The sequence below is a fragment of the Halomonas sp. JS92-SW72 genome, from assembly GCF_003547075.1.
GTDB lineage: Bacteria > Pseudomonadota > Gammaproteobacteria > Pseudomonadales > Halomonadaceae > Halomonas > Halomonas alkalicola.
On record NZ_CP032147.1, the window covers coordinates 3453771 to 3466644 of the forward strand.

Annotated in this window: 11 protein-coding genes; 9 read left to right on the forward strand and 2 right to left on the reverse strand. The window is 68.5% G+C overall.

Translation table 11 applies throughout. The features are described 5' to 3' along the window. Nucleotides 1–422 precede the first annotated feature (422 nt). From D1793_RS16270 to D1793_RS16280, 3 genes are all read left to right on the forward strand, one after another. Nucleotides 423–704: a hypothetical protein gene (locus tag D1793_RS16270; protein WP_110070292.1), complete on the forward strand. Its 282-nt coding sequence runs from the start codon at nt 423–425 to the stop codon at nt 702–704. A gap of 171 nt (nt 705–875) precedes the next feature. Then, nucleotides 876–2360: a tRNA uracil 4-sulfurtransferase ThiI gene (gene thiI / locus D1793_RS16275; RefSeq protein WP_119023074.1), complete on the forward strand. Its 1485-nt coding sequence runs from the start codon at nt 876–878 to the stop codon at nt 2358–2360. A gap of 86 nt (nt 2361–2446) precedes the next feature. After that, nucleotides 2447–5578, forward strand: a complete 3132-nt coding sequence (locus D1793_RS16280) for a transglycosylase domain-containing protein (RefSeq protein WP_119023075.1) — start codon at nt 2447–2449, stop codon at nt 5576–5578. Between the two features lie 140 nt (nt 5579–5718). On the opposite strand, the gene D1793_RS16285 is transcribed toward D1793_RS16280, so the two are convergent. Beyond that, nucleotides 5719–5958 (reverse strand): hypothetical protein, encoded by a 240-nt coding sequence (locus tag D1793_RS16285; protein WP_240407697.1) that lies wholly within the window; start codon nt 5956–5958, stop codon nt 5719–5721. A 220-nt stretch (nt 5959–6178) separates the two neighbouring features. Next, a complete protein-coding gene (locus tag D1793_RS16290; protein WP_119023077.1) occupies nt 6179–6448 on the reverse strand; it encodes a hypothetical protein in 270 nt (89 codons plus the stop codon). Between the two features lie 219 nt (nt 6449–6667). Between D1793_RS16290 and metG the strand changes: the two genes are divergently transcribed. The 6 genes from metG to D1793_RS16320 all read left to right on the forward strand — a co-directional run bounded on the left by metG (nt 6668) and on the right by D1793_RS16320 (nt 12873). Beyond that, a complete protein-coding gene (gene metG / locus D1793_RS16295; protein WP_119023078.1) occupies nt 6668–8704 on the forward strand; it encodes a methionine--tRNA ligase in 2037 nt (678 codons plus the stop codon). 4 nt (nt 8705–8708) lie between these two features. Next, nucleotides 8709–9491, forward strand: coding sequence for an RnfABCDGE type electron transport complex subunit B (locus D1793_RS16300; RefSeq protein ID WP_119023079.1), 783 nt, complete (start codon nt 8709–8711; stop codon nt 9489–9491). 175 nt (nt 9492–9666) lie between these two features. Next, nucleotides 9667–10302: an endonuclease III gene (gene nth, locus D1793_RS16305; protein WP_119023080.1), complete on the forward strand. Its 636-nt coding sequence runs from the start codon at nt 9667–9669 to the stop codon at nt 10300–10302. Between the two features lie 24 nt (nt 10303–10326). Next, the gene (locus D1793_RS16310; protein ID WP_162899995.1) at nt 10327–10938 is read left to right on the forward strand and encodes an RnfABCDGE type electron transport complex subunit G; all 612 of its coding nucleotides are present in this window, start codon (nt 10327–10329) and stop codon (nt 10936–10938) included. Nucleotides 10939–11026: 88 nt separating this feature from the next. After that, entirely contained in the window at nt 11027–12109 is a 1083-nt protein-coding gene (locus tag D1793_RS16315) for a hypothetical protein (protein ID WP_119023082.1), read from the forward strand. After that, on the forward strand, nt 12109–12873 hold the full coding sequence (locus D1793_RS16320) for a YdcF family protein (RefSeq protein WP_119023083.1): 765 nt from the start codon (nt 12109–12111) through the stop codon (nt 12871–12873). Before D1793_RS16315 ends, D1793_RS16320 begins: the two co-directional genes overlap by 1 nt. The last annotated feature ends 1 nt before the right edge of the window (nt 12874 follow it).

The window sequence follows — 12874 nt, forward strand, 5'->3', positions numbered from 1 at the left end:
TGCATGATCCCCGGGCGCTGACCGTAGGCCGATACCCGGCTGGAGTGTGTTGTTTCTTGTTCGGGTCGCATTCCCGGCGTGGTTCCTGCTCGCCGGAATGGCGCATCCTTTCCCGTTCTCCTAGCTCCTGAGCCAGCGGGATTACCAGAAAGGTAGTCGCCTGCCAGAGGAGAGGCTCGGCACTTTAGACTGATGCCCGCCCTGTTTGTTACCCAGTGTAATCTTATGTGGCCACTTGTCCACTCACTCCGCTTCGGCGAGCCGACGAAATCGTACTTTCTTGACGTAAGCCAGGGATTACGCTGTAGAGTCCCGCCCCGTCGATGCCCCGCACAGGGTCAGCGCCCGCCTCTCTCCCGAAGCGATCAAACGTGATATTGTCACGCCACTGCGGCACGGCAACGCTACCCAAGGAGAAGGCCATGTCCTCATCGGAAATCCAGAAGACCCGGGTCATCAACGAGCTGCGTGGTTTCATCAAGAAGCTGCTGCAGGACCCGAAGATCCTCGACCAGTCCCTCGAGATCGCCCGGCGCCACCTGCCCGAGGGCGGCGGCAGCGCGGTGATGGCGCGCATCGCCAACGAGATCTCGGAGACCACCAGCGTGCACATACCGGAGGATCCGGCCGAGCACTCCGAGGCCGACCGCCTCTTCCTGGAGCTGCTCAAGGAGGTGGTGGACGAGGAGCAGGCTCTCTACTGAGCGCCGCTCTCGGCCGCTGCTGCTGCCCACCTCCTCCCCGCCTTTCCGGCACCTCATCAAGCGCACCCTCGACGCCCGGCCCTGCCGGGCGTCGTCGTTGCGGGCCCCTGCCCGCCGAGTCTGGTAAACTGTAAGGCACTGTTTCTACAAAAGCTTTACAGAATTTTCACGATGTACTACCTGCTCAAGCTGTTCCCCGAGATCACCATCAAGTCGCGCTCCGTGCGGCGCCACATGATCCGCTGCCTCGCCTCCAACGTGCGCAATACCCTGCGCCCGCTGGACCCGCGGGTGAAGGTCCAGGAGCGCTGGGACATCCTGCAGGTGGCCCTGCCCGATGACCTCTCCCCTGCGTACCAGGAGGAGATGCAGGAACGGCTGACCCGCATTCCCGGTATCCACGAGGTACAGGCGGTCGAGGAGGTCGACTTCGACGGCCTCGAGGACATCGCCAGGCAGGTGGTTCCGCTATGGCAGCACGCCATCGCCGGGCGGCGCTTCCGGGTCACCGCCAAGCGCCGCGGCGACCACGACTTCACCTCTGCCGACATGGAGCGTCACCTGGGCACTCAGCTGCTCGCCGCGGCCCCCACGGCGCGGGTCGATCTGCGCCACGCCGAGGTCGAGGTGCCGGTGCAAGTGGTGGACGCTCGCCTGCGCCTGATCCGCCAGCGCTGGCCGGGGCTCGGCGGCTATCCGCTGGGCATGCAGGGCCAGGCCATGACGCTGATCTCCGGCGGCTACGACTCCCCGGTGGCCGCCTGGCGGATGATCCGCCGCGGCATCAAGTGCCACTTTCTGTTCTTCAATCTCGGCGGCCCCGAGCACGAGCGCGGCGTTCGCGAGGTCACCCACCACCTCTGGCAGCGCTACAGCCTGTCGCATCGGGTCAACTTCATCTCGGTGCCCTTCGAGTCGGTGGTGGCCGAGATCCTCAAGACGGTGCCCGATAGCCTCATGGGGGTGGTGCTCAAGCGCATGATGGTGCGCGCCGCCTCGCGCATCGCCCAGCGCGCCCGGGTGCCGGCCCTGGTCACCGGCGACGCCATCGCCCAGGTCTCCAGCCAGACCCTGACCAACCTGGCGCTGATCGACGAGGCAAGCTCCCTGCCGGTGCTGCGCCCGCTGCTCACCGAGGACAAGCAGGCGATCATCGACCAGGCCCGTCGGATCGATACCGCACGCTTCGCCGAGGCGATGCCGGAGTACTGTGGGGTGATTTCCAAGCGCCCCCACACCCGCGCCCGGCGCGACCAGGTCGCGGCCGCCGAGTCCGACTTCGACTTCGGCGTGCTCGACGCCGCCATCGAGGCCGCCACCCTCACCCGCAGCGATAGCCTCGGCGACACGACAGTCCCCGCCCCGCAGGCGCCCTTCACCCTGGACTCCCCGGCGGCCCTCGCCGCCGCCGATGACGTCAGCGTGATCGACATCCGCCCGCCCAGCGAGCGTGAGGAGACGCCGCTACCGCTGCCCGAGGTACCGCGCCTGGAGATTCCCTTCTACGAGCTGCAGCAGCGGGCCGAGGCCCTGCCGGACGATCGCCGCTACCTCCTCTACTGCGACCAGGGAGTGATGAGCCGCCTGCAGGCCCTGCACCTGCACGATCGTGGCCTCACCCACTTCGGCGTCTATCGAAACATCGCATCCAGATAGTTACATTTCGCTACTCAAACGCCAGAACCGTTCTACGCTTATGGAAGGAGGTACGCATTCGTACCGGGCCATGGCGGAGGTAGCGTATGGGCAGGCTGGACTCCCAGGAGCCGCTTCTCGATCCCGGCTGGCCCCGGCCACCAGGCGCCGGGCTGTCGGCCGAGCCTCCACCCAGGAAGCGGCGGCGCCTCGGACTGTGGCTGCTGCTGTTCTTCGCGCTGGTGGCCAGTGTGCTGGCCACCCTGCTGGTGGCCGAGGCGCGCACCTCGCGCTTCCAGTCACAGGAGCTCTCCCGCTACGCCGCCACCCTGACCTGGACCGTCGCCCCGGGACGCAGCGAGCGTCTGCTCGCCCCCACCCACGGCCCCTTCGACGAGCGACTCGGCTACACCCGGCTGCCCGAGTTCCAGTCGCGGCTGGTGGAGCGCGGCTTCCTGGTGGAGCGCCAGGCGCGCTTCTCGCCGGCGCTGATGGACTATGTGAACCACGGCTTCTTCCCCCCCTACGGCGAGAAGACCCGTACCGGCCTGACCCTGGAGAGCTGCACCGGCGAAAGCCTCTACGTCTACCGCCACCCCGGACGTCACTTCCCCCACTTCGACGCCGTGCCGCCCATGGTGCTGGAGATGCTGCTGTTCATCGAGAACCGCCAGCTGCTCGACGCCAGCGCCCCCAACGCCAACCCCGCGGTGGACTGGCCACGCTTTGCCCGCGCCGCCCTCTCCCAGGCGAGCCGGGCTCTGGATGTCTCGGACCAATCCGCCGGCGGCAGCACCCTGGCCACCCAGATCGAGAAGTATCGTCACTCCCCCGGCGGGCGCACCGACACCCCCATGGAAAAGCTGCGCCAGATGGTCTCGGCCAGCGTGCGCGGCTACCGCCACGGCCCCGAGACCCTCACCGCCCGCCAGGATATCGCCCTGGACTACCTCAACAGCGTGCCGCTGGCCGCCGCTCCCGGCCACGGCGAGGTGCATGGCCTCGCCGACGGCCTGTGGGTCTGGTTCGGTGCCGACCCCGACGAGATCAACCGCCTGCTGGTGCCGGACTTCAACGGCCCCGATACCCTGGCGCGCCGGGGGCTGGCAACACGCCAGGTGCTCGCGCTAATGATTGCCCAGCGCCGCCCCTCCTGGTACCTGCGGGGCGGTCGTGAGGCCCTGGAACGGCTGACCGACAGCCACCTGCGGCTGCTCGCCAGCGAGGGCGTGCTGCCTGCCGAGCTAAGCGAGGCGGCCCTTGCCCAGCGCCTGGTGTTCCGGGATTTCCAGGCGGCCCCGGTGGCCCACCGGGTGCCCCGCGACAAGGGGCTGCAGGTGGCACGCACCCGCCTGGCGGGCATGCTGGGCGTCTCGCTCCACGAACTGGACCGCCTGGACCTCACCGCGCGCACCACCCTGCACCCCGACCTGCAGGTCGAGGTCACCGACTACCTGCATCGGCTGGCCGACCCGGCCTTCGCCGGAGAGATCGGCCTGTTCGGCGAGCGCCTGCTCGCCCCGGAGAAGACCGCCGAGGTGCGCTACAGCTTCACCCTCTTCGAGCGCAGCGAGGAGGGGTTTCGGGTGCGGGTGCAGACCGACAACAGCGGCCAGCCCTTCGATATCAACGAGGGGAGCAAGCTGGAGCTGGGCTCCACTGCCAAGCTCAGGGTGCTGGCCACCTACCTGGAGGTGATCGCCGAGCTGCACGCCCGCCACGCCGGGCTGCCCGCCGACACCCTGCGCCAGATCCCAGTGGACCGCCAGGACCACCTGAGCCGCTGGGTGATCGAGCGGCTGATCGCCACCCCGGACGTGCCGCTCGACGAGCTGCTCACCCAGGCCATGCAGCGCCGCTACTCGGCGAGCCCCCACGAGGCCTTCTTCACCGGGGGCGGGCGCCACACCTTCAGTAACTTCCGGCGCGAGGACAACGGCCGCAACCCCACCCTCGAGGAGGCGATGCGGGAGTCCCTCAACCTGCCCTTCATCCGCCTGATGCGCGATCTGGTGAACTACAGCATCCACCGCGACGAGAACCGCCGCAGACTGCTCGAGGACGACAGCGATCCGCGTCGGCTGGACTATCTAGCGAGCTTCGCCGATCGCGAGGGCCGGGTGTTCCTGCAGCGCTTCTGGCGCAAGTACCAGGCGCTGCCACCCGAGGAGCGCCTGGAGGCCTTCCTGGGCGGGCTGCGCCCCGGCGCGCGGCGGCTGGCGGCGGTCTACCGCTACCTCTACCCGGAGGCGGACCCCATCGGCTTCACCGCCTTCGTCGCCGAGCGGCTGGGCGGCCGCGACGCCAGCTTCCGACCGAGCGTGCTGTTCGAGGGCAGCGACCCCAGCGCCCTCACCCTCTCCGACCAGGGCTATATCGCCGGCGTGCATCCGCTGGAGCTGTGGCTGGTGGGCTTCTTGCAGGACCAGCCCGATGCCGGCTACGCCGACGCCGAGGCCGCCAGCCGCGAGGCACGCCAGGAGGTCTACGGCTGGCTGCTGCGCACCCGCCACCGCAGCGCCCGCGACACCCGCATCCGCACCATGCTCGAGGTCGAGGCCTTCCTCGATATCCACCAGCGCTGGGCGCGGCTCGGCTACCCCTTCGACCACCTGGTGCCGTCGCTGGCCACCGCGGTGGGCAGCTCGGGGGATCGCCCCGCGGCCCTGGCCGAGCTGATGGGCATCATCCTCAACGACGGGGTGCGGCTGCCCACACTGCGCATCGACGACCTGCACCTGGCCGAGGGCACCCCTTACGAGACCCGCTTCCTGCCCGACCACGGCCGCGCCCGCCAGGTCATGGCGCCGGAGGTGGCCGCGGTGCTGCGCCACACCCTCTCCCAGGTGGTGGAGGGCGGCACCGCCCGCCGCCTGCAGGGGAGCTTCCGGCTTGACGACGACACCCCGCTGACCCTCGGCGGCAAGACCGGCACCGGCAACAACCGCTTCCAGACCGTCACCCGCTCCGGCCAGGTGGTGCACTCCGAGGCGCGCAACCGCACCGCCACCTTCGTCTTCTACCTGGGCGACGACCACTTCGGCACCCTCACCGCCTACGTGGCCGGCAGCGAGTCGGACCGCTTCCGCTTCACCTCGGCCCTGCCGGTCCAGGTGCTCAAGGGCATGGAGCCGATCCTGAGCCACTACCTGGCCGCGGGCACGCATACCCAGTGTCAGCCGCCCCGCAACCACGACATGCTGATGGCCGACTCCAAGCCCAGTGGCGGCTCCTCCTGACGAGGGTGGCAGCCCGGCGGTTTCCCCTGGGGAGAAGGGGGAAGATGCCCCCATAACGATGCTCCCAAAACGATCTGCTCATAACAAAGCGCCCGGTGCGGGTAGGCACCGGGCGCTTTGTTCGTTCAAGCGTGCTCGGATCAGCTGCAGGGCACGACCTTGCGCAGCGTATCCTTGGCCCACAGCATCTGGCCATCGGGGGTACGACCGTGCTCACTCCAGCGCTCGGTGACTTCGAGACAGAAGGAGCCGGCGTTCTCCACGCGGGGATCGGGGCTGGCGGGACGCTCGCCACCGATCCGTAGCACATCGGGATTCTCGGTGGTGTAGCGGGGTGCGATGGTGGTGTTGCTGGCACAGCCGGCTGCCAGGGCAGCCACGAGCAGGACGGGTAAACAGCGGCGCAGAGGCATGTTCACAAAACCCTCAGAGTGAGTCGATCCGATGCCGGCACCCATTGGCCGGCAAGGCTATATACCCCCGGCCGGGAGGGCCGTCAAACGTTTTCGAACACTGTTTGCATGCTATCGGCAGCCGCCCGAACGAAGCCGCCCGATGCGGGGTCGCACCGGGCGGCTTGCGGTCAGAGCGTACCTGGCCTCAGCTGCAGGGCACGACCTTGCGGGCGGTGTCCTTGGCCCAAAGGCTCTGGCCGTCCGGGGTGGTGCCATGGGCGTTCCAGGTCTCGGTGATCTCGAGGCAGTAGGAGCCCATCTCCTCAACGCGCTTCTCGGGGTTGGCGGGGCGATCATCGCCGATCCGCATGAGGTCGGGGTCGACGCTGGTGTAGGTCGGTGAGATGGCATTGCCGGCACAGCCGGCCAGTAGGGCAGTGGCCGCAATCAGGGGCAGGGCAAGACGCATACGCATGGGAGTTCCTCCATGAAGTCTGTTGGGAAGCAGGCTCCAGGCATGCGTGACGCTGAGGTTGGCCATCCGGCGGGTGGCGATCCGTGCCACTCACCGATTGACCCTATCATTTTAACCGAACAGTGTGCGACTCGCCAAACCCGGGTGGTGCGCGGGTGCAGCCACGCCCCAAGACCGCTACAATCGATGGCCTGATTTTCATGGGAATCCAGAGCCGACATGTCGACGACCGCCAAGCGCCAGATCCTGGTTACCAGCGCCCTGCCCTACGCCAACGGCGCCATCCACCTCGGCCACCTGCTCGAGTACATCCAGACCGATATCTGGGTGCGCTTCCAGAAGAGCCGCGGCCACGAGTGCCACTATGTCTGCGCCGACGACGCCCACGGCACCGCCATCATGCTGCGCGCCGAGCAGGAGGGGATCACCTCCGAGGCACTGATCGATCGCGTCAGCCAGGAGCACCAGGCGGACTTCGCCACCTTCGGCGTGGCCTTCGACAACTACCACTCGACCCACTCCGACGAGAACCGCTACTTCAGCGAGCTGATCTACACCCGCCTGCGCGACAAGGGCCATATCGCCACCCGCGATATCGAGCAGATGTATGATCCGGTCAAGGGGCTGTTCCTGGCCGACCGCTTCATCAAGGGCACCTGCCCCAAGTGCAAGGCGGATGACCAGTACGGCGACAACTGCGAGGCGTGCGGCGCCACCTATACCCCGGCGGAGCTGATCGACCCGGTGTCTGCCATCTCCGGCGCCACCCCTGAGGTGAGAAGCTCCACCCACTACTTCTTCAAGCTGCCGGACTTCGCCGACTTCCTGCACGAGTGGATCAACGACGGCCACGTCCAGCCGCAGATCCGCAACAAGCTGATGGAGTGGTTCGAGGCTGGCTTCAACGAGTGGGATATCTCCCGCGACGCCCCCTACTTCGGCTTCGAGATTCCCGACGCCCCGGGCAAGTACTTCTACGTCTGGCTGGATGCCCCTATCGGCTACCTGGCCAGCTTCAAGAACCTCTGCGACCGGCAGGGGCTGGATTTCGACGCCTTCTGGCACAAGGACAGCCAGGCAGAGGTCTACCACTTCATCGGCAAGGACATCGTCTACTTCCACGCGCTGTTCTGGCCGGCCATGCTCCACGGCGCCGACTTCCGAACTCCCACTGCGGTCAACTGCCACGGCTTCGTGACCGTGAACGGTGCCAAGATGTCCAAGTCACGCGGCACCTTCATCAAGGCCGCCACCTACGCGGACTTCCTGAACCCGGAGTACCTGCGCTACTACTTCGCCGCCAAGCTCACCTCCCGGGTGGACGACCTGGACCTCAACCTCGAGGACTTCGCCGCCAGGGTCAACAGCGACCTGGTCGGCAAGGTGGTCAACATCGCCAGTCGCTGCGCAGGCTTCGTCAACAAGCTGGGCGGCGGAAGGCTCTCGGCCCACTGCGCCGAGCCGGAGATGGTGGCCCGCTTCATCACCGCTGGCGACGAGATCGCCGAGTTCTTCGAGGCCCGCGAGTTCGGCCGTGCCATGCGTCGGGTGATGGAACTGGCGGATGAGGCCAACACCTACATCGCCGATGCCGAGCCCTGGGTGCTGGCCAAGCAGGAGGGACGCGAGCAGGAGGTCGTCGACATCTGCTCGGTGGGTCTCAACCTGTTCCGCCAGCTGATGGTCTACCTGGCACCGGTGGTGCCGGCCATGGCCGAGGAGGCCCGGGCGTTCCTGAAGCTCGACGGCCTCGACTGGCATAGCCGCCATGAGGTGCTGCTGGGCCACGAGATCGCCAAGTTCAAGCCACTGATGACCCGCGTGGAGCGGGAGAAGATCGACGCCATGATGGCGGCGTCAAAGGAGGACCTGGTGGAAGAACAGAAGCTCAAGGAGACCCCGAAGGGACCCCTGGCCGAGACACCGATCGCCCCGGAGATCGGCTTCGAGGACTTCATCAAGGTGGACCTGCGCATCGCGCGGATCGCCAAGGCGGAGTACGTCGAGGGCGCCGACAAGCTGCTCAAGCTGACCCTGGATCTCGGCGGCGAGACCCGCACGGTGTTCTCCGGCATCCGCAGCGCCTATGCTCCCGAGGCCCTGGAGGGCCGGCTCACCGTGATGGTGGCCAACCTCGCCCCGCGCAAGATGCGCTTCGGCCTCTCCGAGGGCATGGTACTGGCCTCGGCCAACGACGAGGGCATCTACCTGCTCTCGCCCGATGCCGGCGCCGAGCCCGGCCAGCGGGTGACCTGAGGCGGTGAGCCAGCGCGAGCGGATCGCGGCCATCGACGCCCTGCTGCCTCAGACCCAGTGCAGCAAGTGCGGCTTCGATGGCTGCCTCCCCTACGCCGAGGCGATCGCTGCGGGCGAGCCCATCAACCGCTGCCCGCCTGGTGGCGAGGCAACGCTTGTGCGCCTGGCCGCGCTCACCGGCCGGCCGGTGGAGCCCCTGGCGGAGCCCGCCCAGCCGCCGCTGGCCGCCGTGATCCGCGAGGACGAGTGCATCGGCTGCACCAAGTGCATCCAGGCCTGCCCGGTGGACGCCATCCTCGGCGCGGCCAAGCGCATGCATACGGTGATCGTCGACGAGTGCACCGGCTGCGAGCTCTGCGTGGCGCCCTGCCCGGTGGACTGCATCGATCTGGTGCCACACCCCACCTGGCAGGCCGCCGAGGGCGAGGAAGAGCGCGACGCCTACCTGGCCCGGCGCGCCACGCTCGGGCGCACCCGCCACCGCGCCCGCCAGGCGCGTCTGGCCCGGGAGGCCAAGGAGAAGCGCCTGGAGCGCCAGAAGCGGATGATGCAGCAGCGCCGCCCAGGCGGCTCGGGCCCGGCCGCCGCAGGCCCCGCGGTAAAGCGACAACGCCAGATGGCATTGAAGGCCGCCGAACAGGCCGTCAAGCGCGTGCAGCAGCAGCTGGAGAGCGCCCAGCGCCGCGGCGACGCCCAGGCCGAGGCCACCGCCAGGACCCAGCTCCCCGAGGCCGAGCGGCTGCTCGCCGAGGCCAGAAGCGCGCTGGAGCAGAGTCAGTCGACCTAGCCTAGCCGAATCAGGGCCAGCTGAATTACCGCCAGGACAGGGGCGCCGGGGGCAGCTCGTAGAGGAGGTCCGTGGACCAAGGATGGTCTAGGTAGCCCCCAGGGAGGGGTTCATGGCGCCTCCTCATAGAGCTGCTGCCGGAGAAGCCCCGTGATCAGCCACCTTACGGACCGCCATGAACGCACAGAAACGCTTCGAGATCTTCGCGCGGCTGCGCGAGCACAACCCCGAGCCCACCACCGAACTCCACTGGACGACCCCCTTCGAGCTGCTCGCGGCGGTGCTGCTCTCGGCCCAGGCCACCGACGTCGGCGTCAACAAGGCCACGGCCCGGCTCTTCCCCGTCGCCAACACCCCCCAGGCGATCATCGAGCTCGGCCTCGAGGGGCTCAAGGAGCACATCAAGACCATCGGCCTCTTCAATACCAAGGCCGAGAACCTGATGAAGACCTGCCACCTGCTGATCGACAAGCACGGTGGTGAGGTCCCCGAGACCCGCGCCGCCCTGGAGGCGCTGCCCGGAGTGGGCCGCAAGACCGCCAACGTCATCCTCAACACCGCCTTCGGCCAGCCCACCATCGCCGTGGACACCCATATCTTCCGGGTCTCCAACCGCACCGGTATTGCCAAGGGCAAGGACGTGGTTGAGGTCGAGAAGAAGCTGCTGCGCCATGTGCCGAAGGAGTTTCGCCAGGACGCCCACCACTGGCTGATCCTCCACGGCCGCTACACCTGCGTGGCGCGCAAGCCGCGCTGCGGCAGCTGCGTCATCGAGGACCTTTGCGAATTCAAGGAGAAGGTCGATATTTAGGGCAGGCCCCCGCTGGAGATGACCATGTGCCCTGCCCTGCGTCGGCGATTCCTGCTCGCCCTCCTGCTTGCCGGCACCCTGCTGGCGGCGCCCGCCCTGGCCGCCGCTCAGTCCGCGGATCGGGCCGAGCTTCATCGGCAGGTGCTGGCCGTGGCTCCGCCAGGCCATGACAACGACCCGCTCGCCGACACCCTGACCCTGCCCGCCGAGCGGCGTCTCGGCCAGCGCACCGACTTCGTGGCCTGGCGCACCCGCAGTGGGACCGGTACTGAGCAGGAACGGGTAACCGGCGTGGTGCTGCCGGTGGTCACCGGGCGCGGCTATGGCGGGGAGATCGTCCTGCTGGTCGGCATCGATCACGAAGGCCGGGTGACCGGGGCGCGAGTCCTCCACCACCAAGAGTCGCCGGGCTACGGCGATGGCATCGAGATCACCCACGACGACTGGATCCGGCAGTTCGAGGGGCGCGGGCTCGAGGACCAGGACGATGCCTGGGCGCTGCGGAGTGATGGCGGCGACTTCGATACCCTGAGCGGCGCCACGGTGACCTCCCGGGCGGTGGTCCATGCGGTCTACCAGGCCGTCCTCTACGTTGAGCGCCACCGCGAGAGGCTGCTGGATCCCGCCGCACGCTGAGGCAGTGCCCGTGCACCGCCGACTTTGCATCGTTCGTCGGCCTGGTGGAACATGACGGGACAACAACAAGGACCCCACCCGTCGCCCCATGCCCATCCAACTCCACGACCGCCCCATCGCCGAGCGCATCGAGGCGCTGCTGGCTCTCTCCCGCCAGCATGCCGACACCTACTGCAGCCCCTCGGCCAGCCTGGCCCGGGAGAGCTATCTGGCCCGTCACCCCACCCGCCTGCTGGTACTGAAGTGCATGGACGGGCGCATCCATATTCCCCACGCCACCCGCACGCCGCTGGGCATCATCTCCCCCTTTCGTAACCTCGGTGGCATCTTCGACCTGGGCTGGCCCTACCTGGGAGAACTGGTCACCGAAGCGGTGGCCGAGGGGATCCGCGAGGGCCACGGCTCGCTCTTGATGATCACCTACCACTTCTCCCGGGGAGAGCGGCTGCGCGGCTGCGCCGGCTTCGGCTGCGATGCCGGTGCCGCCCTGACTCACGCCCGCGAGATCCGCGCCCAGGCCGAGCGGCTGTTCGGCACCGACCACCAGCACGTCTACCCGCTGGTGTGCGGCTTCGAGACCGACTCCGACGCCCTGATCCTGCACGGCGAGGGGGAGGCGACCCTGGACATCGGCGCGCTCGCCCCCGACAACGGCGAGAGCCTCGGCCACCGGGTCGCCGCCCTCTGCCCGGACATGCCGGCCGATATCCGCCGCGACCTGCTGCCGCTGCTCGAGGGCAACCTAGCCCATGCGGCGAGCCTGCGCGGCGTGGCCCGCCAGCTCGATATCGAGCATCGCGAGTGGGTTATCTGCGTGGGGCGCGGCTTCGACTTCCTGCACCTGCCCAACACCGCGCTGATCATCGGCCCCTACGGCCCGAGCCTCGCCGAGCCCATCGGCACCGCCGCCGACATCATCGATGCCAACATGGCCGCCGGACGCATTCCCGATGACGGACTCATGCTGCTGGCCTCCACTCCCTACCAGGCAGTGGGGGTGGATCGCGCCAGGGCCGAGCTCAAGTCGCACTTCCTGGCCGACTTCGCGAGCCGCGTGATCCAGGAGCGTCACCCCTGGCTCGCCGAGCGCATGCACCGCCACACCGCCGTGGTGCACTGGCCCACACGGCGCCTCGACCTGCTCGACACCGGCATCGGGAGGCCGCGCTGATGGACGTGCTCAAGTACCTGGCGCTGCCGCCGCTGGTCAACGTCCTGCTGGTGCTGGTGGGTCTGGCCCTCGGCGCGAAGCGCCTCGCCGGCGGCCTGCTGGTCACACTCGGCCTCGTAAGCCTGCTGCTGCTCGCCACCCCCTGGGCCAGCCACGCCCTGCGCCAGGGGCTCGAGCCCGCGCCGCTGGCTGGCCCTGGCACGCTGCGCGGCGCCCAGGCCATTGTGATCCTGGGCGGCGGGCGCGACTACGTCGCCCCTGAGTTCGGTTGGGGCGATGCCCCCTCCAACCCCACCTGGCGGCGGCTGGCCTATGGCGCCCACCTGCACCGGGGCAGCGGCCTGCCGATCCTGGTCAGCGGCGGGCGGGTCCATGATGAGCACAGCGCCGAGGCGAGTCTGATGGCCGCGGCGCTGCGCGAGGTGTTTGAGGTACCGGTACGCTGGCTGGAGGGTGAGAGCCGCAACACTGCGGAGAACGCCCGCTTCAGCGCCGCCATGCTTCAACGCGACGGCATCGAGCGGGTGGCGCTGGTCTCCCAGGCCTGGCACCTGCCGCGAGCTATCGCCGAGTTCGAACGCGCGGGGCTTGCGGTGATCGCCGCGCCGACGGAGTTCGCCAGCGCACCGCCGCCGGGGGTGCATGGCTGGATGCCGCGCGCTTATCACCTCAACGAAAGCACCCGCGCCCTGCACGAGTGGCTAGGGCGCGGGGTGCTGTGGGGGCGCGAGGCGCTGCTGGAGCGCCACCGCGGCGGCGCTTGAC